This is a genomic window from Serratia silvae (genome assembly GCF_023282985.1).
Classification (GTDB): Bacteria; Pseudomonadota; Gammaproteobacteria; order Enterobacterales; family Enterobacteriaceae; genus Chania; species Chania silvae.
The window spans coordinates 85,042-109,563 of sequence record NZ_JAGQDC010000001.1 but is presented as its reverse complement, the minus strand read 5'-3'; the positions used below and the strand labels follow the sequence as shown (position 1 = coordinate 109,563).

Sequence of the window (24,522 nt, the reverse complement as noted above, 5' to 3'; positions counted from 1 at the left end):
TTCACAGCAGAAACAAAGATCAGTTCACTTTAACCGGCATACCGGAACGTGCCTTGATGGCCGCGTCCACTTCGCTCTGGTTAACGGCTGGATCCATCAGCACTTTGCCAACTGGCGCGGTGATGGTGATTGGCACCGGCTCTTTCGACTTCAGCTCTTCTTCGTTGGCAGACAGCGGGTTGTGCACTTCCAGGTAACGAGAACCATCTGGCTCTACGGAAGCCTTCACCGGTTCGTTGATGAACTGTACGCGAGTGCCTACCGGCACGCTGTCGAACAGGTATTTGATATCGTCGGCACGCAGACGCACACAGCCGTGGCTCACGCGCAAGCCGATACCGAAGTTGGCGTTGGTCCCATGGACCGCATACAGACGGCCAACATACAGGGCGTAAAGACCCATCGGGTTATCCGGGCCTGCCGGGAAGACCGCTGGCAGAATTTCACCCTCGGCGGCGTACTCTTCGCGCATTTTAGCGGTTGGCGTCCAGGTTGGGCCATCCTTCTTGCGCTGTACGGTGGTGACCCAGTTCAGCGGCGTATCTTTACCCAACTGGCCGATACCAATCGGCAGCACCACGACGGTCTTGGTACCTTTCGGGTAGTAGTACAGACGCATTTCCGCGCTGTTGATGATGATGCCTTCACGCGGGGCGTCTGGCAGGATCAACTGCTGCGGGATGGTCAGCGTGCTGCCTGGCAGCGGCAGGAACGGGTCAACGCCAGGGTTAGCCTCCAGCATGTTGCTCAAGCCCATCTGGTATTGAGCCGCAAAGCTCTCCAGCGGCAGTTTGCTGTCTGCAGGCACGGTAATCTGAATATTCTCCCCAACCAGACGACTATCTTTGGCGGGCAAAGGGTATACAACGGCGAAGGCAGCCTGGCTGAATGCAACCAGAGCGGTAAACAGGGTTAATAACGCGCGAATGCTCATTTTCATCTTCGTAATAGAGTGGTGGCCGCACTGGCTAAGATTAGTATGTGGTCTGCCCGGCCTGCTTTGACCGGATGCGCATTATATGTGCACTTGCCGCCAAGATGGAAACATTACTCGCGCAAATACCTCACTTTTTTGTAGCCGGATGTAGGGAATAGTGTCCTTTTGATAAATTCCTGCCTTAGCGTAACCCATTGCCCCCTTCACCACGGCGGATCGGGATAAGATATTCACAGCTGATCGCCGCCTGATCGTCACCGTAGCACACACCCAATGCCGGGTAAAAACGCTCAATGTCCTGCCCAGGGCGCCGTACCGCATTCATCTGTGGAATGGCCGTGTCATACAAACGGGCGATAAAGTTCTGTAACCCTGCAACCTGCCCCTGATAGGCAAAGCGGGCATACTCCCCGGGTTCGATCGTCACCGTTTCACCTGCCGCGTTTTCCTCCTGCAGTGCCGCCGTATACACCATCTGTTGACGATCCCGCTGCCGGGTGTCGGCTTTCAGGCTCATCAGGCCATAAGCGACGGCTGGCAACCCCTGTTCCGGCTGCAACAAATGACGCCAGGCATGTTGGCGCAGCAGCTTTTTCGAGTGCCCCAATTGCCCTAACGTACTGCTACCCTGCTGCGAATGACCGACTAGTTTCATCGACGGCAGCACAACAATCTCCGCCTCTGGCATCGGCTCGTTGGTCATATTCAACGGCGGTTGCAGGCCATAGCTAGGCCAGTCCAGGCTGCGGCGATAGGCCGCTGGCGGTAAACCAAACTGTTTTTTAAACCCACGGGTGAAGGTCTGCTGGGAATCGAACTGGTACTTATCTGCGATACAGGCCACCGTGGCGCTGGTCAGGCGCAACTCACGCGCCGCCGCCGTCAACCTTCTGCGCCGGGCATAGGTCCCCAACACTTCACCCGTGTGCTGCTTGAACATCCGTTGCAGGTGCCATTTGGAATAGCCGGATTTGGCCGCGATGCTGTCCAGCGTCAAAGGCTGATCCAAACTTTGCTCAATCCAGGCCAGCAATTGGCTGATAACATTTTCCTGGTGCATGGCCTCTCCTCTGCGTTGTCGGTCATGAGCGTGTTACCACAAAACACGCCAGTGGCGCTTACTCTATCGACGTTGGCGCTAGACCACATTGCACAATCAAGACATAATATTGCTCAAACACGCCAATATGATAACTATTCTCATGAAAGCCAGTTGCCAGGATCCTAGACCCGATATCGATAACGTGCCACGCGCCATCTTCGCGGTTCAGGCATCAAGCGTGCAGAAAGACTGGGAATGCACCCATCATCGCCACCGTAAAGCGCAATTGATTTACACAGTGCGTGGCATGATCCGCTGCGAAGTCGAGAATGGTTTGTGGCTGGTGCCGCCACAGTGCGCGCTATGGATGCCCAGTAACGTCAGCCACAATGCACGGGCCACCAGTCAAAGCGAGTGCTATTGCCTGTTCGTTGAGCAGGACGCCATCCCCGGCCTGCCGCAAAACTGCTGTACCCTAACGGTGTCCCCTTTGCTGCGAGAGCTGCTGTTACAGGCCAGCCAGTTCGATATTCTCTACCCGGAAGAGGGCCCGGAAGGCCGCATTGCGCAGGTTTTGTTGGATCAACTGGCCGCCGCGCCACTGGAGAACCTGCACCTGCCGGTGTCCAATGATGTCCGCATTCGCCAACTGACCGAGCAACTGCTGGCCAACCCGGCCGATAAGTCCACTCTGGGCCAGTGGGCGCTACGCATTGGCATGAGCGAGCGTTCTCTTAGCCGCACGTTGCAACAGCAGATGGGCATGAGCTTCGGCCACTGGCGGCGACAATTACATGTGATGTTGGCCCTGCAACGTTTAACCCAGGGGGAAAGCGTCCAGACCGTGGCGTTAGATCTTGGCTATGAGAGCGCCAGCGGCTTTGTCACCATGTTCCGTAAAGCGGTGGGTAAACCCCCGGCTCGTTATCTGGCTGAAAAAGCCGCTGCGGATCAGGCGATTGCGGGTGCGATAACTCTGTGAGCCCGCGCTTCCACCAGCTCGCCGTGCAGGGATGCTGCATGTTGCGCCCGTTCAGATCGTTAAGAGTCTTGCCCTAAACGTGACACTTATCGCCCTAAACAACAAAAGTGCTCCCCTTCCGTAAGAATAATGATTATCATTCACAACATAGTGAGCCGCATGCGATGACATGACCGGCCAGATTTTGCTTTCGATTCAATGTTGAGCCCGATTTAACCGCCGAGCAACAGCCTGGTGGTGAACTATCTTTTGATGAAATGGAGCTTTTATGAACGCTATGATGACCACCAGCCGTAAGTTTGGCGGACGTGCGGTTTACCCTCTGTTGCTTCTCAGCAGCCTGATGTTTTCCACCTCTGTGCTGGCACAGGCCGAGCCGGAAGTGCTGCGTAAGCCGGTAGGTAAAGGCGCTTACGAGATGGTGTACAGCCAGGGCGAGAATGCGCTGTATCTGGCAACGTCACAGAGCCGCAAGCTGGATAAGGGCGGCATCGTCTATCGCCTCGATCCACAAACGCTGGATATCACACAGATCATTCATAACGATATCAAACCGTTTGGTGCCGCCATCAATACCAAGACCGACACCCTGTATTTTGGCAACACCAAAGGTAGCTCGCTGACCGCCATCGACAGTAAAACCGGCGAAGTGAAAGGCCGCCTGGTGCTGGATGCCCGAAAACGCTCTGATACCGTGAAACCATTGGCCCCACGTGAGCTGGTGGCAGATGCGACCACGGACACCGTCTATATCACCGGTCTGGGCGAGTCCAGCGTGGTTTGGGTAGTGGATGGCAAAGATCTGACCCTACGTAGCACCATCACCGAAACCGGTAAATACGGCACCGGTCTGGCGCTGGATGCAGCGGCAAGCCGCCTGTATGTTACCAATGCCGATGGCGAGTTGGTCACTATCGATACCAAAACCAACAAAGTGCTGTCACGTAAGAAGTTGGATGAATCTAAGGAACACTTCTTCCTGAATATCAGCCTGGATCCGGCAACCCACCGTGCGTTCATCACCGACTCCAAGCAGCCGCAAGTGCTGGTTGTTGATACCAACAACGGCAACATTCTGCAAAAGATCGACGTGCCGGAATCCCTGGCCGTGTTGTTTAACCCAGCGCGCAATGAAGTGTACGTTACTCATCGCCAAGCGGGCACCGTGAGTGTGATCGATGCCAAGAGCTACAAGCTGTTGGAAACCATCAAGACGCCAACGCATCCGAACAGCCTGGCACTGTCACCAGATGGTAAGACGCTGTACGTGAGCGTCAAACAGGCTTCCAGCCGTGAAAAAGAAGCCACCGATCCGGATGACGTGATCCGTATTGCATTGAAATAATAGCATTATTCTCCCTCTCCTCTCCCCACGGAGAGGGAATCGAACGTGTAACGTTTGACGCCGGTGTCTAAAGCATCACCGTGCGATAAAGCAGTTCATCCAGCGATTTGTCGCTGCGGGCCGGGCTGTCGGGCAAAGCTTCTTGGTGGGCATCCGCCTTCAGTTCCTGCGCGATAAACGCGTGGATCCTTTCCCTGCGCGGGCCGTACTCCGCCTCCCCTGCACGCCGTTTCGCCGCCAGTAATTCATGGATTTCCGCCAACAACAGCGGCTCCTCCACCGTCCCTGTCAGCAACTGGTCAAAACGCATCGGCGGCACGCCCTTGCCCGCTTCTATCCAGCGCACTGCCAGTAGCGGACGCAGCACATAGAAATATTTCTTCAGCCGTACCTGCTCACCCTGCAAATAGCCACGGAAGTTTTTCCTGGCCATCGACAGATAGTGCCAACGCGCCCGCTGCGCGGAGAACCACTCTGGCACCACACCTCGCAACGCTGCGACGCTCTCAGCGGTTTCCTGATATACCACCAGTGAATCCAGCCACTCGATCAGCGTAGGGTTAGCCCGTTTCAGCAGGCCGAGCGCCTTACGCCATTCCCAACCACAGTCATCCAGCTCATGATCGATTGGCAGCTCTATCACATCCCGCTGCGCTTCTACCCGCAGATACCACTGCGGCGGGTGGACATACAAAAAGCGCACGTCGTAATCGCTGTCCGGTTAAGCTGGGATGAGGTGCGAAAATAGAGGCTGAATGGGCACAGCATGAAGTGCCCATACATTAAGAGACAGGTGTATAGTAATAGTCGTACATCGCGATTAAATTGGAATCTTCATGACCCAGCAGCATGTCGTTTTACTTGATGAACAAGGTCAACCCACTGGCGTGATGGAAAAATATGCCGCCCACCAGCGACAAACGCCCCTGCATCTGGCTTTCTCCTGCTGGATCTTCAACCCGCAGGGCGAGTTACTGATCACCCGCCGAGCGCTGAGCAAAAAAGCCTGGCCAGGCGTTTGGACCAATTCGGTCTGTGGCCATCCGCAGTGGCAAGAGAGCGCCGAACACGCTATCGAGCAACGCTGTCGGTATGAAGTGGGTCTGAGCGTTGAACAGATCACCGCAGTCGCCCCCGACTTTCGCTACTGCGAGACAGACGCCTCCGGCATTATGGAAAATGAAATATGCCCGGTTTACGCGGCATTGGCTACGGGTGCCGTTGCAGCCAGAGCAGATGAAGTGATGGACTTCCACTGGGTTGATTTACCCGATTTGATCGCTGCGGTAGCGGCAACCCCCTGGGCCTTCAGCCCTTGGATGGTACAGCAGTTGGCTAGCGCCCAGATGGAGCAAAACCTGATCGCCTTCGCCACTCGCACTTCCGCCTAAACCACTCACCCCGCCATTCCAACCGTTCACCAGCGTATAAAACCGCTGGCTGAAATTCAGATGTCTTTCCCTATCCAGCCTGGCAATGATGAGCTGTTCCTAAACCTGACCCTAACCAGGGGAAGACGCTACAGCTAAATGTCCGACATCTAAGAATCGGATTTATCACTCAATTTTTGCAGATAGGAAAAGGATACCTCATGAAACGCGAGGGAATTTTAAAACATCTCCCATGGATGCTGCTGGGGATACTTGGGGCTTCCTGCCTGGGTGTCATCGCATTGCGCCGTGGCGAAAGCATCAGTGCACTGTGGATCATCGTTGCTTCGGTAGCGGTCTACCTGGTGGCTTATCGCTACTACAGCCTCTACATCGCCACCAAGGTGATGCAGTTGGACGCCACACGCGCCACACCGGCGGTGGTGAACAACGACGGCCTGAACTTCGTCCCCACCAATAAAAACGTGCTGTTCGGCCACCACTTTGCGGCAATCGCCGGTGCTGGCCCGTTGGTTGGCCCAGTGTTGGCGGCACAGGTCGGCTATCTGCCCGGTACGCTGTGGCTGCTAGGCGGCGTGGTGTTGGCAGGGGCGGTACAGGACTTTATGGTGCTGTTTATCTCCTCACGCCGTAACGGTGCCTCATTGGGCGAGATCATCAAAAAGGAAATGGGCCCAATCCCAGGCACCATCGCGCTGTTTGGCTGCTTCCTGATCATGATCATCATCCTGGCGGTGCTGGCGTTGATCGTAGTAAAAGCCTTGGCCGAAAGCCCATGGGGCGTGTTCACCGTCTGTTCCACCGTGCCAATCGCGCTGTTTATGGGCGTGTATATGCGCTTCCTGCGCCCTGGCAAGGTGGGTGAAGTGTCGATCATTGGTATCGTGCTGTTGATCGCCTCCATCTGGTTCGGCGGCGTGATTGCCCACGACCCATACTGGGGCCCGGCGCTGACCTTTAAAGACACCACCATCACCTATACGCTGATTGGTTACGCCTTCGTTTCTGCCCTGCTGCCGGTATGGCTGATCCTGGCACCGCGTGACTATCTGGCCACCTTCCTGAAAATCGGCGTGATCGTCGGGCTGGCGATCGGTATCGTGATCCTCAACCCAGAGCTGAAAATGCCTGCGGTAACGCAGTTTGTTGACGGCACCGGCCCGGTCTGGAAAGGCACCCTGTTCCCGTTCCTGTTTATTACCATTGCCTGTGGTGCCGTTTCCGGTTTCCACGCGCTGATCGCTTCAGGTACCACACCGAAACTGCTGGCCAACGAAATGGACTCCCGCTATATCGGTTACGGTGCCATGCTGATGGAATCCTTCGTCGCCATCATGGCGCTGGTCGCAGCTTCGATCATCGAACCTGGCTTATACTTCGCCATGAATACCCCACCTGCGGCACTGGGCATTACCATGCCAGACCTGCACCGCCTGGGCACAGAAGATGCGCCGATGATCATGGCCTCTCTGCGTGATGTCAGCGCGCATGCTGCCGCAACCGTCAGCTCCTGGGGCTTTGTGATTACCCCAGAGCAGATCCTGCAAACTGCCAAAGACATCGGCGAACCTTCGGTACTGAACCGTGCCGGCGGTGCACCAACTCTGGCAGTCGGTATCGCTCACGTGTTCCACCAGGTCATCCCTGGCGCAAACATGGGCTTCTGGTATCACTTCGGTATACTGTTCGAAGCGCTGTTCATCCTGACCGCTCTGGATGCAGGTACCCGTTCCGGTCGCTTCATGCTGCAAGACTTGCTGGGTAACTTCGTCCCGTTCCTGAAGAAAACCGATTCGCTGGTGGCCGGTATTGCCGGTACTGCGGGCTGCGTTGGGCTTTGGGGTTATCTGCTGTATCAAGGCGTGGTCGATCCGTTAGGCGGCGTTAAGAGCCTGTGGCCGCTGTTCGGCATCTCCAACCAGATGTTGGCTGCTGTAGCGCTGGTTCTGAGCACCGTGGTATTGATCAAGATGAAGCGCACCAAGTACATCTGGGTGACCGTAGTCCCAGCCGTTTGGTTGCTGATCTGTACCACCTACGCGCTGGGTCTGAAGCTGTTCAGCGACAATCCACAGTTGGAAGGCTTCTTCTTCCAGGCCAACGAGTACAAACGCAAAATTGCTGAAGGCGGCGCTGAGCTGACCGCACAGCAGGTTGCCAACATGAACCATATCGTGGTGAACAACTACACCAACGCCGGTTTGAGCATCCTGTTCCTGCTGGTGGTGTACAGCATCATCTTCTTCGGTATTAAAACCGCCATGGCGGCGCACAAAAACCCGAAACGTACCGATCAGGAAACGCCATACGTGCCGGTTCCTGAGGGTGGCGTCAAAGTTTCGTCGCACCACTGATGGTGATTTGATAGATACCCTGCATAATGATACTTAATTAATACCCTAATGGGTTTCAAGCCGCAGCCAGGCGGCAAGTTTGTAAATCCCCAGGAGCTTACTTTTGGGTAAGTGACTGGGGTTTACGGACGCAGTCAACAACGTTGTGGCTTGAAAGACGAAGGGTATAGGGTATTTATCTTTGGAGCAGACTTATGTTCGGAAACCTCGGCCAGGCGGGTAAATATCTCGGGCAGGCAGCACGCATGTTAGTGGGCGTGCCTGACTACGATACCTACGTCCAGCATATGAAAGACAACCATCCGGACAAACCGGTGATGACCTATAAAGAGTTCTTCCGCGAACGCCAGGATGCCCGCTACGGCGGCGATGGCAAAGGCGGTATGCGCTGTTGCTAGTTAAGTAAGTAAAAGGACCAGGCATGAAACCCATTGCAGTCACCATCCTGACGGGCTTTTTGGGCGCGGGCAAAACCACCCTGCTGCGCCACATTCTGAATGAAAACCATGGTTACAAAATTGCCGTCATTGAGAACGAATTCGGTGAAGTGCCGATTGATAACGCACTGATCGGAGACCGCGCCAGCCGTATCACTACCCTCAGCAATGGCTGTATCTGTTGCAGCAAATCCAACGAGCTGGCAGACGCGCTGCTGGATCTGCTAGACGGCGTCGATCAGGGGCAACTGGAATTTGACCGGCTGATCATCGAATGCACCGGCATGGCCGATCCCGGCCCGATCACCCAGACCTTTTTCTCGCACGAAGTCATCGGCCAACGCTTCCTGCTGGACGGAATTATCACGCTGGTGGATGCGGTACATGCCGATCAACAGTTGAACCAGTTCACTATCTCGCAGGCCCAGGTGGGTTATGCCGACCGCATCCTGCTGACCAAGACCGATGTGGCACCGGATAACGAAGCGCTGATCCAACGTTTGCAACTGATGAACGCCCGCGCACCGGTATATAAAGTGACTCACGGCGATATCGATCTCGGCGTGCTGTTTGATATCGAAGGCTTCGTGCTTAACGATAAGCTCAACGTGGCAGCCCCTACCCCACTGTTCCGCCGTATCCCGCAGGCACAGAACAACATCCAGTCGATCGTGGTCTATCACGACCAGCCGTTGGAGCTGATGCAGATTTCCGAAGTGATGGAAGGCTTATTGCTGAAGTTCGCGGATAACCTGCTGCGCTATAAAGGGATTTTGTCGATTAAAGACGAACCGCGCCGCTTGTTGTTCCAGGGCGTGCAGCGTCTGTATAACGCCGACTGGGACCGTGAATGGTTGCCGGAGGAAGAGTGCAAAAGCACGATGGTGTTTATCGGTATAGATTTACCGGAAAATGAAATCCGGGAGGGGTTTGCTGCGCTGGCGTAAAATACTACAGGCGCTTCCCAGGCTGGCTTCCTCAATACAGGGGACACAGCCTGGCACTAAAACCGGATAAAGATCCAAAATGTTTTTCACCACTCAATTAACCAACTCATAATACGATAGTGCACCCAATGTCGGCACTTTAACGACTTCATTCTGCGACTCTTCGCCAAACTCTTTCTCCAGACCGATCTCATCCTTGACACCATTGACCTGATAGGGAATGAGATTGGTAACAATGGCATAGCCATGATCGTCGGTTATAACATTAACTTGCTCAGGGATCGCCGCATTAGGATGTTTTTTGGCATAAACCAGTGCGTTAGTGTTACCTAACGTTTGCCCTAATGTGATCCCTGCCTCATGCGCAACCAACGAACCTGCACTACGCGCCGAATAGAGCGCGTAATTGGTTCCAGACATATACCTGATGCTCGATTCACCAGCGGTATAACGGTAATTGGCATTCGCCTGATAGCTTGCCCCACCTTTTTTACCGTCCCGAGTTGTCAACCGGTAGTTCAGGTTGTTATTTAACCGCCTGCCGCTGACGCCAAGCTCAGTTTGATATAGATCATAGGGGTTATAGCTGTATCCCAGATTTAAACTGGTATTAGCAATCCCTATTTTTTTCAGTGGCACTCTGAAGGTAATAGCAAAACGCATGTCATTTTTTTGCATTTGATATTTGTCATATGACATATTCATGTCAAATGACAGATTAGCCGAGTTTTGCATCAGTTTCAGCGAGTAGGACGTTCGCTTACTTTGGCTTTCCTTAAACCTCTCATGATTAACATTTACAGATACATTCTGTGAGGCGCTAATAAAGGCATTTATGGTAAAGTCAAAGCCGTATTCCTTCTTAGAATAATCACAGCAGAAATACTGTGATTTTGAGTTATATGAATAAGAATTAAAATCATTAAAATGAGGTTGCAGATAATAATCAGCATTTAATCTAACACTCGAGTTCGCCTTGCTGAAATCAGTAACATACTGTAACCTCAGCCGCTCACCGATAACCGCCTCCTGAGTTGATGATGTTATACTGCTGTACTGATGATTAAGAACGACGTCACCATATTGCTTTAATCGCTGGCCAAGACCTAATGAGTGAGTATAGTAACCTGGTGATATTAGTACACCACCATACAATGAATTTTCCGCAGAAATACCATACCCTGCCCCTCCTTGAAAAAAAATGGCATGGGACTCCTCCATTCTCTCATTACTCATGAATTTTCCGATAGAAACGTCATATCTCCAGGCATTCTTATCAAGGATGTTATCCAGTCGATTCCAGGGAACATCATAATAACTTGTACTTCCATCGCTTTCTCTCACCGTCATGGTAACGTAACCGGATTTATCAAACAGCTTGATGTTTCTCAGGACAAAATCTCCGGATTGAACCATAGTGCGATAAACCGGCTTGCCGTTCTGCCTGATCTCAACTTCAGCATCACTCATCGCTACACCATATACCCACGGCAACACGGCCCCCTGGGCGGCAGAAAACATATTATCGTCTGAGGCGAGTTTTATCCCTCGATAGGGAAAGGAATCAAGATAGAAAGAATTATTGTAACCTTCACCGATATGCAGCCGAGAATTTATTACTGGGATATCTCTTTCAAGATAAAGTTCATTAAATCTTACCCGTTTCTGCTGCAGATATTCATTATCATGAGATTGCTTTGATCTTAGACGCCATTGTTGATAGTTAACACCGGACTCTAACTCAACCACCATGTTATCTTTTCTTTTTCTTCGAGCGTAACGTCTTCCCTGATATTTCTTATAGTTAAGATCATAATTTAAAATAATCGCCGGAATACCGTCATCTCTATTTTCCATAGCCAAACGGGGATCTATCTTGACTTTAGTTTCTTCTAAAAATGTAAATATGAGAAGATTAACCTTATCAATAAGAGTAACCGTAATATTCAATGGATAAAGATCTTTTACTTTAATACAGCCAGTTTCTTTTACCTCACCAAAATTTTCTTGTGTCAGAATGCCCCATGCTAAAAGATTTTGCCTATCAAAACACGGGAAACCATCCCCAGATATATTTAATTCAACATGGCCTAAATCCCGTTCCCCTTCAGATACATAGAAAAACTCCCCCGCCTGGGTAAAATAGGAAGGTATTAGTAGCATAAGAAGAGAGAGTGACAACTTATTCATAATTAAAACATTTAAATTGCATTTAATAAAAATGCACCGGCAACTGAACTGTAATTAACAGGCCGGTACATAATTATTTAATCAATAAAATCAAACTGTATTACTGACCTTCAATGGAAGGTAAAAGCGCATCTAACTTATCAAGTTCCTGCATCATAGCACGATAAACATAAAGTTTTGACTGAGCATGACGCCCATCCAGTTTACTCGGCGCGGCAAGAGCACGGATCTTTTTAAGCATATTCAAGGCATAAGGTTTGTTTGCATCTTCCTTAGGAATGGCTCCATATTCTTCAAATAACTCCAGGAACTCGGCATCCCATTGTTCTTGCTGATTATATCCAGGAGTAATCGCGCTTCTTGTTTTATCCGCAGCGGAACTACAGTACTTATGCGCACCCTCGCTTGTACCGTATATAACATCAAGAACCGTTTTACCATCAATAGGCCCAGCTTTTTCACTCTGCTGGATGTCATTGATGCACTTGGTTACTGTGTTACGCATGTTTTGTTCTTGGCTACTAATAGTACCTGCAAAAGTATTAGCGGAAAATACCAAAGCACCCAGCATCAAAATACCTAGTTTACTTTTATTCATGTGTGTAGTTCCTTCTATTAAAACTAAGAAAAATAGTACTTTCTAATGAAAGCCGGTGAACATTAGTTTATGGAACTAAAAAAAACAAGAGAACCAAACAGGAAGATATCAATTTCAGATCAATCTAACTTTAAAATAAGAATGTTCCATGCCAACCAATTAAAAAACAAAACGCAAAGCCAATAATGAGAATGCTAATTATTAATCCTCATGAAAAGAGTGTTATTTCTCCTTAGCATGAGGCCGATTATTTCATAATGTCTTTACACCTCCCCGATCAAGCAATAGCTCTAAATAGCTACACTTAATACCGCTTCACATTAAGCTTCAGACACTTTAAGTTTCAGCCAGAGAGGAGTCATGCAGTAACAACCGTTGAGCACACGGGGACGAGATACAAGCCCTGAGAACAGGTTCGCGGCGTATTGGTGCCCAGTATGGTTACCACCTAGATTTTTATGCCAAACCACCCGCATGTAGTTCCCTACAACTAAACTCCATGAAAAATATTCTGTCGTTTTCTATAAGATAATAAAAATGTATATACTCCGTTAATATCTTAATGAGGATTTATCTATGGGCAAACAGGTCATTTTTGTTGCAAGTAGAGCTAGAAGTTGCGTGTAAAAACGCATTGGATAAATCAATGAACAACCAAAATAACAATAAGGAATTCAACATGATCGTCAGACTTCAACGCGCTAACTTGCCAGGCAGCCCGCGTTTGTTGCTCTGCCTGTACTTGGTTTTCGGGGTCAACACGACGGTACATGCCGCTTCTTTCGACTGTGCCAAAGCCACCAGCGATATCGAGTATAGCATCTGCAATAACCCAGACCTGAGCAGCCTTGACGACAGGCTGAACGAAAGTTATCAATTGACGATGGCAAACCTGCCAGGGGATCAGGCCGACACATTACGCACCGAGCAACGTAGCTGGTTGAAGCAGCGGGATACCTGCAACGGTCAGGAAAGCTGCCTGAGCGATTTATTTAGCCAACGCGCCGCCCAGTTGCAGAACACCGCCAAGCAGGCCGCCTCAGCGCTAGATAACATCATCGCCAGCATCCCGGCAGATCCGGTTGCAGCGGCACAGCAGTTGCAGCAGTATCGCGGCCCACTAGCCTCCGCCTGGCTGATTTACCTGCATCAGTTTGCGCCCGCCAGCAAGGTCACGGATGCCGAGGTAGAAACCAGGCATCAAAGCGTGATTAAGGCGATGAACGACGACACATTCTCCCAGTCAGTGTTACGTGATATCGAGAACGATCCCAAGACCGGTCATGATGTTGCGGTTTTGACGCTATTGCGTATGACCATTGAGCGAGCCGGTTACGAAAATGCCGATGGTCGCCCCTATGTGCATTGCTTTATCTTCAAGCAGCAGGGCGCAGCGGCTTATGAAGCCTTTGGGGCGTTATATGGATCATCTCGTGATTCACAGGCCCCCATTTGCTCACCGCTGGGTGAGCTGTTCGAACGGCCAGCCTGGCAGCAACTTACTAAGTTAATAGAACCGATGATTGGCAAGGCCAGTGAAAATTCCGGTACCATCCGCTTTGCCAGCTATGCCGATTGGGCCATATTCCGCCTGCACGCCACCGTCTCTCCCGAGGATTTCCTCAAGCCAAGTCAGCGCACGCCAGCCACGGACGATCCTGCACAGCTAATCCGTAGTTGGTCTGATGATAAGGTTTGGCCACAAGCGCAACGCGAGCAGTTGCTGGTCGCCATCGAACCGGCGCGTCTAGCGACCATGGGTTGGTTACAAACAGAGAAGCATTTCTCGGCCAGCGATGCGGCCACAGCCGCCGATGCGATAGTGAACACCTGGCTCAGTGACAGAATGGACTTTATCAGCGAGATGAGCGGGCCAGAGGACTGATAAGTGCGGTGAAGGGCATCACCGCACTCAATGTTGACCAATAAAGCTATGGGGCTTAAAACGCATCCTGCTGCAAATAGCTCCAGGCATATTGTGCATACAACTCCGCACCGGTCGCCATCACGTCCTCATCGATATTGAAGCAGCCGTGGTGGTGTGCCCAATCGGTGCCTTTTTCCGGGTTGCCGCAGCCTAACAGGGCAAAGCAGCCGGGGATATTTTCAATAAAGAAGCTGAAGTCCTCACCGCCGGTCGTCGGTTTTTCGGCAAACAGCACCTCGTCACCAAAGGCCGAACGCACCACCGATTGTGCCAGCAACGCGCTACGCTCCTCGTTGATCACCGGTAAGGTACCGTAAGTGTATTCCACCTGCGCCGTCGCACCGTAAATGGCCGCCGTATGCTCTGCGTAACGTTCAATCGCCGCCTTGATACGCTCACGTGCCTCAACGTTAAAGCAGCGCACCGTGCCGTCCAGCACCGCATTTTCAGCAATCACGTTAAACCGGGTGCCGACTTCCATTTTGCCAATGGTAACTACCGCCGACTCCAGCGGAGAGGTTTCACGGGAAACGATCGCCTGCACGTTCATCACGAAGGCCGAGGCGACAACCGCAGCATCCACACAGGCCTCTGGCATTGACCCGTGGCCGCCGCGCCCTTTGAACTTCACCTTCAGCAAATCCGCAGAAGCAAAAGTGGAGCCGACATTACAAGACACCTTGCCCGATGGGCTAGTGGTCCAGATATGCATACCAAACGCGTTATCCACGCCCTCGATTGCGCCCTGCTTCACCATCTCACGCGCGCCTTGGGCAATCTCTTCCGCAGGTTGGAAAATCAACCGTACGTTGCCACGCAGGCTCTCACGGTTTTCGTACAAGGCTTTAGCCGCCGTCAGCAGCATGGCGGTGTGGGCATCGTGCCCACAGGCGTGCATTTTGCCGTCAGTTTGCGATTTATAACTTAATGAGTCGTTGAGTTCCTGTACTGGCAACGCATCCATATCGGCGCGAAGGGCCACGGTCTTGCCAGGCTGCCCACCCGTAATCTCGGCAATCACGCCCGTTGGCGTCGTCAGACGATAAGGGATCCCGATCTCCTCCAGCGCTTGCGCCACCTTCTGGGTGGTGCGCACCTCTTCCCAAGGCAGTTCCGGGTGAGCATGCAGATCGCGACGGAACGCAATCATCGCCTCCACGTGGGCTTTAATGGATTGCGCGATAGCTTTATTAGTCATAACTGCTTGCCTCTGTGATCTCTTTTACCGTTTGAAAAATAACGTCGATGCCTTTCTGAATTTGCTCATAATCGGTCCATTCGTCGGGGTGATGGCTCAGGCCGTCTTTGCTGGGTACAAACACCAGCCCCACATCGGTGATCCCGGCAAAAATCATCGCATCATGCCCTGCTCCGCTGACCATGGTCCGGTGGCTCAGGCCCAGCGCTTCGCTGTGTTTTTGTAGCAGGCTGTGGATACCGCTGTGCAGACGCGTCGGCTCTACCAACAACGGTTGTTCAATCTGGCAGGTAATCCCCGTTCCGGCCTGCTGTTGGAGACAGGCTTTGGTTTGCTCGACCACCTGTTGGAGCTTATCCAACCGCTTGGAACGGATATCGACGGTGAAAATCACCTTGCTGGGTATCACGTTCGCCCCATTGGGGAACACCTGGATTTTCCCCGTGGTGGCAACCGTTTCATCACCGGCCTGGCGGGCAAAATCGCCAACGCGGGCGATCACCTGGCTGGCGGCCACCAACGCATCGTGACGGCGATCCATCGGCGTGGTGCCCGCATGCCCGGCCTTACCGGTGATGGTGACGACCAACTGAGTGATACCGACGATCACATCCACCAGGCCAACGTCTAACCCTTCCTGTTCCAGCACCGGGCCTTGCTCAATATGCAGCTCGATAAACGCTTTGAGGGTTTGCGGCTCCCGCACCACACTGGCCACCCGCTCGGCATCAAAACCCACCTGTGCCATGCACTGTGCCGCCGATTGCCCCTGGCTATCGCGCAGACGGTGCAACTCTTCAGCATCCACCGAACCGGCAATCGCACAGGATGCCAGCAGGCCACGGCCAAAGCTGGCCCCTTCCTCTTCCACCAGCGCCACCACTTCTAGCGGGTAACGTGGCAGCAACCGATGTTCCTGAAACAGCTTGGCCACTTCCAACCCCATCACCACTCCGGCAGGGCCGTCGAAAGCGCCACCGTTGGGCACCGAGTCAAAGTGGGAGCCGATCATCACGCTCGGCAATGCCGGGTCCTGCGCCTGGCTCTTGCCGAAGATATTGCCGATGGCGTCCTCACGAACGCTGAGGCCAGCCGCCTGCATCTGTGCCTTGATATAAGCCCGCGCCTGTTGGCCTTGTGGGCTGTAACTCATACGCGTCGTGCCTTCGCCCGGCGTAGCCGTGAACTCGGCCAGTTGTTCCAGGTGCTGCTGAATACGCAGCTGATTTGCATAGCTCATGACTTATCCTGCGATTGGGGTGATGTAACCGACCATAACGCCCGCCAGCACGACGGAAACCATCGTCACGGAAATAAATCCGCCGACCAGCATCGGTGCCAACATATGGTGCGTCAGGATCTCACGCTCTTTTTCGTCTTTGGTAAGCGCAGTTATCGCTTCGTTAGTGATGATGTAATCTGCCGGGAAGCCGTACATCGCCGTCAGGGAGATCGCGAAGGCCATCTCCATGCTGACGCCAAGGCATTTACCCACGATCCACGAAACGATAAACATGCCCACCACCGCCACGGCGATCAGCACTACCATCGGGAATACCAGCCGCAGCAGCATTTCCGGGGTTGCTCTATTCAGGGTATCGAAGATGAACAGCATCAGCCCCATCACCGCAAACCCGAAGCCGTTGGCTTTCTGCAGCGGTTGTTTTTCCAGGAAACCGATTGTGGCGGCCACGACGCCAAACAGCAAACACAGCACGAACGGGCTAACGGTGACCACCGGAGCCAGCAGATCTGATACCAGATAAGCCAGATAGCCTACCAGCGCCAGGCGCAGGAACTTGAAGTAGCTGGTGTTGTAATGGGCCGGGATCAGGCCAAACATACGCGGCATTTTTTCTTCCGCACTGACCGTGGTTGGCATTTTATCGGCAGGCAACAGCGCTGCAGACTCATGCCATTCGCCATTGCGATACTTTTTCAGTACGCGCTTGCCTTCCCGCTGTAGCATGATGGCGGTTAATGGATAACCGGCAAACCCTTGCATCACGTAGATCAGGATAGCGAATACAGAGAGATCGACCAGGCCCGCGCTGGCTGCCCCCTTCGACATGATCAACGCCGAAACGATGCCGCCTACCAATGGCGGAATGGTCACGATGGCCGTATTCATATCAAACATCAGCATACAGGCCGCAAACACGGCGGCGATAATGCCAGCAATCCCCGCCAGCGAGATCACAATGGTTTTCCATTGCCGTATCAGCTCAGGCACGGAAAGCAGCGTCCCCATGTTGGTGATCAGCAGGTACATCAGCATCACCGCTACCGCCGGTGTGATACCGGCCAGACTGACGATATCCTTCGGGAAAAACGTCCAGTAGCCGAACAGGAACAGCACTGCACAGACAAATACAGAAGGGATCCAGGCTTTCGTGCGCACGGATACCGCATCTCCCAGGTATAAAATCACCATTACTATCAAAAGCGCTAACATCTGTGACATAGAATATTTCCGTTCTTATATTTTTTAGAAATCCGTTTTGGATAGTTAAATCCACTAAGTTACAATAAAAATTCAGTTAACAACTCTATTATCTTGGGCGGTAATGGCCGATTTTCAGAAGAAAACCTCAGAAAATGAGTCATTATCACCAATTCCGATACTAAACAGCTATGGCTGGGGAATAAAGGAAAAAATCAGAAATAAATCTGCTGAGTGATCTTAATTTCTGCCATAGAGGATCTCCTGGTCGCCCATCTCCAACCCATTGGCAAACTACGGCAATCCAATGAGGCACCTCAATGCTTAACGGTTGCTTATAAATAACTTACCGTCAATAAACTGGGGTAAATGACCAACGGCTGAATCTGCTGGTTCAACCTGGCTAAATGTTTTATAACCCTATTTAGTAGCCTTGAGTGGCAAACATTTTAAAAAGGATCTTTAGTTTGAAATATGCATCGGTGCCGTTAAATCAAAACCAAAATGGTTGGTTGAACCCTGACCTGTCCCCCACCGTTTACCCAACGCTGATCGGCGATACCGAGGCCGACTGGGTGGTGGTGGGCTGCGGCTTCGCCGGGATTTCCTTCGCCAGAAGGCTGGCCAACCACCATCCCAAACTGAAGATCATCATCGTTGATTCGGCCTGTGCGGCAGAGAGTTCTTCGGCCAGAAATTCAGGGTTTATTATCGGCTTGCCCCATAATATCGGCAGCTCTACGGCGGAGCTGAAAAAAGCCCAATCGTATCGATCTTTATTACAAGAAGGGATCAATCAATTAACCTATCAAATTGAGCGACAGGGGATAGAATGCGAATGGGAGAATGCCGGTAAATATCACTGCCAGGTTGACGCAGCTAATCAACGGGTGCTCAAAGAATATACCGATAATCTCGATGCCATGAACGAGCCTTATCAAATAATGGATAAGGAAGCGCTGTATCAAAAATTGGGCACTCGTTTTTATAATAAGGGCATCTATACTCCCAGCTCGATCCTGGTTAATCCTGCCAGCCTGATCGTGGGTCTGGCAAATAATCTGCCAGATAACGTGACGATGTATAACTATACCCCGGTGATGGCAATCCGACATGGTAGCGTGAACCAGGTGGTTACCCCCTTCGGTACGATTAGAGCGGCCAACGTGATGTTAGCCACCAACGCCCTCTCCAGAGAGTTGGCCCCGGTTACCAGCCAGCAGGCGGCAATGGCCACCTTCGCCAGCATCACCGCGCCATTAACCGCAGAACAACGCCAAAAGCTGCCAACCATGAGCAGTTGGGGGCTAACGCCGGTCAACGCAATCGCCGGGGCGACGGTGCGCTATACCCAGGATCACCGTTTCCTGATCCGCCAGCATGTGACGCCTGCCTTGAACGGCCGGATCACCGCAGCACAAACCTATCAAGCCACTCTGTTGCACCAGCAGATATTCAACAAGATTTACCCGCAGCTGAGGGATGTACCGCTGACAAGCACCTGGTCCGGCACCATTAGCGTCACCCGCAATGGCGCACCGGTTTGGGGTGAGTTGAAGAAAGGTATTTATACCGCCGGAGGCTGTAACGGCGCAGGCGTGTCCAAGCAAACCATTGCCGGGACGTTATTGGCAGACTATGCGCTGGGGATCGACCATCCGCTGATTGGCGCGATGCAGGAACTCGGTCAGGCAAATTACCTGCCGCCTTCTCCGGTGCTGGATATGGCGATTGGCGTTTCTTTGATGAAAGAGCGTTATCTGGGGCGCAAGGAAGTCTAGCTTTGCTGGCGGGCTTGGCCCCTCATCTCTCCCTTTGGATTAGGTGAGGGCCAGCACACACAGTAAACCTTACTCCGGCCCCTGTACGAAGCACTGCTCCCCTAGCCGTAGGTACTTGTTGAAACCAACAATAAACTTGCGGTTCTGCCCACGAAGATCGGCTCCACGATAGCTTTCCCCCGGCAACAGATTAAACACTTTGGCGGTGTCATCCTGCCCATCGCAACCTTGGTGGATCATCACCCGGAAATAGGTATTACCGGTATTGTTCAACACCCCAGCCTGCGGATCATAGTGATAAGTGAAACGCATCTTACGTGGGCGGATCACCAAAATGGTATCAAGCGCCACAATGGGGGAAACCAGCGGCGTCTTACCTTCCCCCTGCATCTCCATCGCATTGGCCGGGATCTCCTGGATCGCCACGCGGTAATAGCGCTCGCGATCATCCTCTGGACCACGGTAGAAGATCTTGAAATATTCCAAGCTCCCCGGCTCCAGTATTTTGCGCAACGGCGTATAGAGCAGTTCACCCTGTTCCAGCGGTTGAGGTTGTTCATCAACCCCAGGTTTGGCGATCCGGTAAGCATCGATCACGTACAAATTGGTCTCTTTGGTGTTGTTAACAAACTGGCGCGAGAAAAAGCTGTGATCGCTCTCCAAAGTAAATACGCCAGACGGCAGATAAATCGCCTGCGCCGGAAACGCCAGCATCAACCCCGCTAACCACCACCCTAGCCTTATCATCATTTTCAATCCTAATGGATATCTGCGCCGGTCCAGACCGCCCTGACCCGTACCTCACCGGTGGCACTGACAATCCCCATCCAGTCTCGCCCGTCCATGGTCCACATCGAGTGGCCCTCGTTCATCGGGAAGCTGAGAGATAACTCGGTGCGATAAAAGCTGCCGTCGTTTTGCGAGGGAACCGGCCAGGCGGTTCTTATCCAACGTGCCGCATTCAGACTGATAGGGACGTCATCGCAGCTGGCACGCGTGCGAACCATTTGCCCGACATCGTTGGTATAAGCCAGATAGGCTGAGAAAGGCACCCGGAGCTTACCATCGGTGGAAGAAAAGACGCAGTATGGTCGGCCATTGACCTGTCCTGCCGGGCCATAGACCTGCGCGGTAATACTATCGGCCTGCCTTGGTCCAGAGGTAGTCACCAGATAATCGAACACGATAGGCGGTTCTTTGCTGCCGACGTTGCCTTCGCGCTTGGGATTAAGCACCAAATCTTTGGAGATAATGCTGAGCCCATAATCACGCGGGATCAGCAGGATGGTATTGGAGGGCGAAAACTCGTAATACCCAGACTGTGGCGTACGAGTGTTGGTGAATAAAAATGTGAAGAATTTCTTACTGTGGCTCAGATCCACACCGCGATTGATGAGTTCCTTCAAGAAGACCTGCGAAAAGAACACATAGATACCGGTATTACCCGGCTTGATCAAATCTGAAACCCGGGTTCTGTCACCATAGTTCACCCAACCAGTAGCACCATCGGGGCTCATACGGATGGTACTAGAGCGCGGAGTAAAACCTAACGCAGCGGTATCGACCTGTAAATTGATACGCATCGGCGACACCGTCTGTCCGCTCAACTGATAAGAGACCAGCTTGCAAATGATACCGTTCGTCGAACCGACGTAACCCACGGAGCAAAGCGATGATCCCGACCCAAGCGAGGGATTGCCATTGCTGTCGATAAAGATTTCCTGCAGCGCATTGGTGGACTCTAGCCGGACATGCCCCAACTTGGTAATGTTGAAATCGTCGCTGCCCAATCGTGCTCCCGTAGAAAGGCAAGTCTGCCCTGCTGCGGGATTATAATAGGCGGTAGTAGAACACCAACGGTATTTATAAATCTCGAGCTTGCCTACCGGCACACTTTTAAAATACTCATAGGCCGCATCGGAAAAGATGCCACGCGCATTATTACTTTGACCATTAGCGGTGCCTCTAAAGATACGATATGCACCATTTTTACCCAGGTATTCTGCGGGCAGAAGACCGTTTTCTGGACACCCGGAGCTATCATTCATGCAGCGGTTACCGAGAAACGGCTTGTCGATCGGGGAATCTTCCAACCAGATGTCGGCATAGTTGTTATTCGATATGCTGGGCGCCAGTGAATCCCCCATATATCCCAGACTCTCCTGACGGCTGGAAGCAAATTTGGTGAACCTGTTAGCACCGGTGAAACGCGGATTGAGACTTTCGGCCGCGATAAAGTATTCACCATCAACCTGATTCTCAACAAACACGTAGGAGTTACTGCCCGCCAGGCTGACGGAACTGGCCAGCAGAAAAGCCCCTGCCAGCCCGTAAAGATTGCGCTGTTTCATCAAATTCTGTCCTTAACGTTGTGCCAGAATGGTCTGCGCGTTACACACCACATCGCCGACCCACTTCACGCCCTTGGCCTTGGCCAAATCCAGATCCACTTCGCAAATACCGTGATCTGGCATGGTCAGTGACACGCTCGGGTAGCGCTTATCAACGTCCATCGAGAAGGCCCCTGTCGCATCCGTAGTGGTTTTACCGATGTGGTTACGCACAGCGGCATTGGCGATCGCCCGTCCATTTTCGGTGGTCATACGGCCGAATACCGTTACCAGCTGCTTCACTTCCGGCTCATAAATGGCGACGTTACCTGGATACAGCGTGACGTTGCGGGTCCGCCCCTTGACGATGTCAAAGCTGTCCATCGAGTTTTTGTCGTTCATCAGCTCGACCTTGTAGCTCGAGTACGGCGGCAACGGAATGAAGCTATTCTTACCGCTCAGCGGATAGCTGCGGCCATTGACTTGAGCTGAGAGCACCGCATCGTCGACGAAGCCGGTTTTCACCAACACCCCGGACTTCTCCTGAATGCCGCTGGCGGCGAAGTTCTTATCGCTGTAGGCCATCGCCCCGCGCGCGGTCAGGTTGCCATTGAGGCGATTGTTGTCCGGCCGCGAGAGTGACAACGTGCCCGCACTGTATTTGGTATCAAAAGCGGCATAACCGGAGGCGGAATAGGCGCTGTCCCCGTTGTGCTTATCCTTGACCAGCTTGGCCAGGTTGAAGCCGGCAGAGGTAAACGCCGAGTCATCAAAACTCTTGTTGGCGGCCAGGTTGGCCCGCACGTTGCCATTGTTGGAAGAGACACCAGTGCTTAACCAGGCGGCCAGCGGCAACGAGAAGTCCAGCGAGATATAGCGTTGGTTGGTGCTATTGGACTGGTAGTCATAGCGATAACGTTGGATACCGGCACGTAGGTTGACCGTGCCATAGCGCCCGGAGAACAGCGCCGTGGAGTATTCCAGGTTGTTAGAGGTGCTGCGATCGCGCTTATCCACCGTACGGCTCAGCGTAAGCTGACCACCACGCTCAAAGAACCGGCTCAGGCTAAGGGTGCCGCCATAGGAATAGCTGTCCGACTCATAGACCGGTAGCCCCTTACCAATATGGCTCTTTTCCCGGTTGGCCCACAGGCTGCCAAAGCCTTTCGGTAGCGTAAAACTGGCGTTTAAAATATTGCGATAGCGCCCGCCCTGTGACAGCAGCCCCTGCCAGCCCAGACTGGCAAACTGGTTTACGTTGAGGTTGACCGAGGTTTCATTCACCACCTTCTTGTCGAAGGTGTAGGTCGAGGTTTGCAGCGACAGGCCAAATATCGCCGGGACCGAGGCGATCTTGAGAATTTCCGGGATCGACATCGCCGCCGACGCCCCCGCCAGATAGGTTTCATTGGTGGTGCTGTCGTTGGTGCGGGTACTGCGGTTGTTATAATTGACGTAACCACCATACAACTGCCAGTTCAGTTCTTGCGCCACGCCATTATTGCCAGAGAACGCTTTGTTGATCGTCTGGCGCATGCGCGAATTGGTTTTACCGTCGATCACCACTTCAACGTCGACGTCATAAATCCCATACGGCAGGATGCGGGTATCGACCTCAAAGCTGCCCATCGGGAAGTTCTGAATGTTCAACAGGCGTCCTTGGCGGTAGATATGGACTTCCCCCGCGCTAGGTAAAAACACGGTGATTGGCGTCAGCGAATATTGGTTATTCTGGATCTTGGTTGCAGACTTATTGCCGTAGGTGACGCCATACACCTTGCTGGAGTTCAGCGCCGACAGACTCCCCAACGATTGCAGGTTCCAGGTGTCGACCAGGCCAAATGCCAGACGGCGCCCGCTCATGTCCCGTTCATACATGGCGCGGTAAAGTTGAGAATCCTTCTGGGACTCCCCAATACCGTAAAACGAGCCGTTCACATTGAAGTGATGTTCCGCAAAGCCGAAGGTATTATCCAGGGTCAGATAATTATTAGAAGTATTTTCACCCTTTTTTAACTGCGAGCGATAAATCCCCAGGTCGTAATTAAGCACCGAACTGAAATGCGGTACCGAAGATATGCCCAACAGGCTCATGCGCGGAATAATGGCGGCTGCCAGGCTTTTTTCACTCACGTCCAGCGTCAGCACAAACGAGCGGATATTCAGGTTCAGATCGGCATCAGACGAAAGGGCAATATGGGTATTTTGATCAAAGAAACGATCTTTCAAACCGGCGACCAACGTCTGGGTAGTATCAGCCAGCGTTGCCCCTGTGGGATCTTCCACCAGCGTAATATCTTTTATCATCAGGCGGTCTTTTTCCAGTACCACCAGCGCATCCGCTACCTTTTGTTTTTCTTGTTGATCGCCGCCTTTGTAACGTAGCAGTACAGGAATGGTCATACCTTCGGTCAGCGCCTGACCAAACACCCCCGGGATAAGATAATTTCCTAAACGAACATCCTGTAGGTTTCTGGCATTGGCCTGCATAGGCATCAGAGCCGCAGCAATACATAGCGCAACGGCCTTGGTTCTTGTCCTTAAGATGAAATTATTACCCATTTGCTTCCCCAAATAGCTTCCCTACTCCACACCTGGAAAACACGTACGATGCAGGCAA

18 protein-coding genes and 1 pseudogene are annotated in these 24,522 nt (G+C 52.4%); 8 read left to right on the top strand and 11 right to left on the bottom strand.

Translation table 11 applies throughout. The annotated features are described in order from the left end of the window. Positions 1 to 19: 19 nt before the first annotated feature. Positions 20 to 940 carry a L,D-transpeptidase family protein gene (locus KAJ71_RS00480; RefSeq protein ID WP_248943894.1) on the bottom strand — a complete coding sequence of 307 codons (921 nt, stop codon included), beginning with the start codon at positions 938 to 940 and terminating at the stop codon, positions 20 to 22. Positions 941 to 1,118: 178 nt separating this feature from the next. Next, positions 1,119 to 1,997, bottom strand: a complete 879-nt coding sequence (locus KAJ71_RS00475; RefSeq protein ID WP_248943892.1) for a helix-turn-helix domain-containing protein — start codon at positions 1,995 to 1,997, stop codon at positions 1,119 to 1,121. 142 nt (positions 1,998 to 2,139) lie between these two features. Here KAJ71_RS00475 and KAJ71_RS00470 point away from each other — a divergent pair, with 142 nt between their 5' ends. Continuing rightward, entirely contained in the window at positions 2,140 to 2,961 is an 822-nt protein-coding gene (locus KAJ71_RS00470) for an AraC family transcriptional regulator (RefSeq protein WP_248943891.1), read from the top strand. 268 nt (positions 2,962 to 3,229) lie between these two features. Next, entirely contained in the window at positions 3,230 to 4,306 is a 1,077-nt protein-coding gene (gene yncE / locus KAJ71_RS00465; protein ID WP_248943889.1) for a 7-bladed beta-propeller protein YncE, read from the top strand. 67 nt (positions 4,307 to 4,373) lie between these two features. On the opposite strand, the pseudogene KAJ71_RS00460 reads toward yncE, so the two are convergent. Then, positions 4,374 to 5,027, bottom strand: a pseudogene (locus KAJ71_RS00460) (nucleotidyltransferase domain-containing protein); the annotation flags it as partial. 115 nt (positions 5,028 to 5,142) lie between these two features. On the opposite strand from KAJ71_RS00460, the gene idi reads away from it, so the two are divergent. From idi to yjiA, 4 genes are all read left to right on the top strand, one after another. Next, positions 5,143 to 5,697, top strand: a complete 555-nt coding sequence (idi, locus tag KAJ71_RS00455; protein WP_248943887.1) for an isopentenyl-diphosphate Delta-isomerase — start codon at positions 5,143 to 5,145, stop codon at positions 5,695 to 5,697. Positions 5,698 to 5,897: 200 nt separating this feature from the next. Continuing rightward, on the top strand, positions 5,898 to 8,051 hold the full coding sequence (locus KAJ71_RS00450) for a carbon starvation CstA family protein (protein WP_248943885.1): 2,154 nt from the start codon (positions 5,898 to 5,900) through the stop codon (positions 8,049 to 8,051). Between the two features lie 194 nt (positions 8,052 to 8,245). Continuing rightward, positions 8,246 to 8,449 carry a YbdD/YjiX family protein gene (locus tag KAJ71_RS00445; protein WP_021179159.1) on the top strand — a complete coding sequence of 68 codons (204 nt, stop codon included), beginning with the start codon at positions 8,246 to 8,248 and terminating at the stop codon, positions 8,447 to 8,449. Between the two features lie 23 nt (positions 8,450 to 8,472). Next, a complete protein-coding gene (gene yjiA / locus KAJ71_RS00440) occupies positions 8,473 to 9,435 on the top strand; it encodes a GTPase (protein ID WP_248943884.1) in 963 nt (320 codons plus the stop codon). Positions 9,436 to 9,528: 93 nt separating this feature from the next. Here the strand turns inward: yjiA and KAJ71_RS00435 are convergent, their stop codons facing one another. Both KAJ71_RS00435 and KAJ71_RS00430 read right to left on the bottom strand, forming a co-directional pair. After that, entirely contained in the window at positions 9,529 to 11,625 is a 2,097-nt protein-coding gene (locus KAJ71_RS00435) for a fimbria/pilus outer membrane usher protein (RefSeq protein ID WP_248943882.1), read from the bottom strand. Positions 11,626 to 11,725: 100 nt separating this feature from the next. After that, complete coding sequence (locus KAJ71_RS00430; protein WP_248943881.1) at positions 11,726 to 12,223, bottom strand: hypothetical protein; 498 nt, start codon at positions 12,221 to 12,223, stop codon at positions 11,726 to 11,728. Between the two features lie 679 nt (positions 12,224 to 12,902). Here KAJ71_RS00430 and KAJ71_RS00425 point away from each other — a divergent pair. Then, a complete protein-coding gene (locus KAJ71_RS00425) occupies positions 12,903 to 14,108 on the top strand; it encodes a lysozyme inhibitor LprI family protein (RefSeq protein ID WP_248943880.1) in 1,206 nt (401 codons plus the stop codon). Between the two features lie 55 nt (positions 14,109 to 14,163). Here KAJ71_RS00425 and KAJ71_RS00420 read toward each other — a convergent pair whose 3' ends face one another. Genes KAJ71_RS00420 through KAJ71_RS00410 form a run of 3 tightly spaced genes read right to left on the bottom strand, consistent with a single transcriptional unit; the run spans position 14,164 to position 17,812 of the window. Next, positions 14,164 to 15,348 carry a M20 family metallopeptidase gene (locus KAJ71_RS00420; protein ID WP_141131067.1) on the bottom strand — a complete coding sequence of 395 codons (1,185 nt, stop codon included), beginning with the start codon at positions 15,346 to 15,348 and terminating at the stop codon, positions 14,164 to 14,166. Continuing rightward, the gene (locus KAJ71_RS00415; protein ID WP_248943878.1) at positions 15,341 to 16,588 is read right to left on the bottom strand and encodes a Zn-dependent hydrolase; all 1,248 of its coding nucleotides are present in this window, start codon (positions 16,586 to 16,588) and stop codon (positions 15,341 to 15,343) included. Before KAJ71_RS00415 ends, KAJ71_RS00420 begins: the two co-directional genes overlap by 8 nt. 3 nt (positions 16,589 to 16,591) lie before the next feature. Beyond that, complete coding sequence (locus KAJ71_RS00410) at positions 16,592 to 17,812, bottom strand: hypothetical protein (protein ID WP_248943877.1); 1,221 nt, start codon at positions 17,810 to 17,812, stop codon at positions 16,592 to 16,594. 446 nt (positions 17,813 to 18,258) lie between these two features. Between KAJ71_RS00410 and KAJ71_RS00405 the strand changes: the two genes are divergently transcribed. After that, positions 18,259 to 19,572, top strand: a complete 1,314-nt coding sequence (locus tag KAJ71_RS00405) for an NAD(P)/FAD-dependent oxidoreductase (protein ID WP_248943876.1) — start codon at positions 18,259 to 18,261, stop codon at positions 19,570 to 19,572. Between the two features lie 69 nt (positions 19,573 to 19,641). Here the strand turns inward: KAJ71_RS00405 and KAJ71_RS00400 are convergent, their stop codons facing one another. From KAJ71_RS00400 to KAJ71_RS00390, 3 genes are read right to left on the bottom strand one after another with little or no spacing between them, the layout of a single operon-like run. Next, positions 19,642 to 20,322: a fimbrial biogenesis chaperone gene (locus tag KAJ71_RS00400; protein WP_248943875.1), complete on the bottom strand. Its 681-nt coding sequence runs from the start codon at positions 20,320 to 20,322 to the stop codon at positions 19,642 to 19,644. Between the two features lie 8 nt (positions 20,323 to 20,330). Further along, complete coding sequence (locus tag KAJ71_RS00395; protein WP_248943874.1) at positions 20,331 to 21,923, bottom strand: fimbrial adhesin EcpD family protein; 1,593 nt, start codon at positions 21,921 to 21,923, stop codon at positions 20,331 to 20,333. 12 nt (positions 21,924 to 21,935) lie between these two features. Further along, positions 21,936 to 24,464 carry a CS1-pili formation C-terminal domain-containing protein gene (locus KAJ71_RS00390; protein WP_311292133.1) on the bottom strand — a complete coding sequence of 843 codons (2,529 nt, stop codon included), beginning with the start codon at positions 24,462 to 24,464 and terminating at the stop codon, positions 21,936 to 21,938. Positions 24,465 to 24,522: the final 58 nt, after the last annotated feature.

Excerpts from the sequence above, each read along its gene's own strand:
- KAJ71_RS00480 (WP_248943894.1), bottom strand. The coding sequence starts at position 940 with ATGAAAATGAGCATTCGCGCGTTATTAACCCTGTTTACCGCTCTGGTT.
- KAJ71_RS00475 (WP_248943892.1), bottom strand. The coding sequence starts at position 1,997 with ATGCACCAGGAAAATGTTATCAGCCAATTGCTGGCCTGGATTGAGCAA.
- KAJ71_RS00470 (WP_248943891.1), top strand. The coding sequence starts at position 2,140 with ATGAAAGCCAGTTGCCAGGATCCTAGACCCGATATCGATAACGTGCCA.
- yncE (WP_248943889.1), top strand. The coding sequence starts at position 3,230 with ATGAACGCTATGATGACCACCAGCCGTAAGTTTGGCGGACGTGCGGTT.
- idi (WP_248943887.1), top strand. The coding sequence starts at position 5,143 with ATGACCCAGCAGCATGTCGTTTTACTTGATGAACAAGGTCAACCCACT.
- KAJ71_RS00450 (WP_248943885.1), top strand. The coding sequence starts at position 5,898 with ATGAAACGCGAGGGAATTTTAAAACATCTCCCATGGATGCTGCTGGGG.
- KAJ71_RS00445 (WP_021179159.1), top strand. The coding sequence starts at position 8,246 with ATGTTCGGAAACCTCGGCCAGGCGGGTAAATATCTCGGGCAGGCAGCA.
- yjiA (WP_248943884.1), top strand. The coding sequence starts at position 8,473 with ATGAAACCCATTGCAGTCACCATCCTGACGGGCTTTTTGGGCGCGGGC.
- KAJ71_RS00435 (WP_248943882.1), bottom strand. The coding sequence starts at position 11,625 with ATGAATAAGTTGTCACTCTCTCTTCTTATGCTACTAATACCTTCCTAT.
- KAJ71_RS00430 (WP_248943881.1), bottom strand. The coding sequence starts at position 12,223 with ATGAATAAAAGTAAACTAGGTATTTTGATGCTGGGTGCTTTGGTATTT.
- KAJ71_RS00425 (WP_248943880.1), top strand. The coding sequence starts at position 12,903 with ATGATCGTCAGACTTCAACGCGCTAACTTGCCAGGCAGCCCGCGTTTG.
- KAJ71_RS00420 (WP_141131067.1), bottom strand. The coding sequence starts at position 15,348 with ATGACTAATAAAGCTATCGCGCAATCCATTAAAGCCCACGTGGAGGCG.
- KAJ71_RS00415 (WP_248943878.1), bottom strand. The coding sequence starts at position 16,588 with ATGAGCTATGCAAATCAGCTGCGTATTCAGCAGCACCTGGAACAACTG.
- KAJ71_RS00410 (WP_248943877.1), bottom strand. The coding sequence starts at position 17,812 with ATGTCACAGATGTTAGCGCTTTTGATAGTAATGGTGATTTTATACCTG.
- KAJ71_RS00400 (WP_248943875.1), bottom strand. The coding sequence starts at position 20,322 with ATGATGATAAGGCTAGGGTGGTGGTTAGCGGGGTTGATGCTGGCGTTT.
- KAJ71_RS00395 (WP_248943874.1), bottom strand. The coding sequence starts at position 21,923 with ATGAAACAGCGCAATCTTTACGGGCTGGCAGGGGCTTTTCTGCTGGCC.
- KAJ71_RS00390 (WP_311292133.1), bottom strand. The coding sequence starts at position 24,464 with ATGGGTAATAATTTCATCTTAAGGACAAGAACCAAGGCCGTTGCGCTA.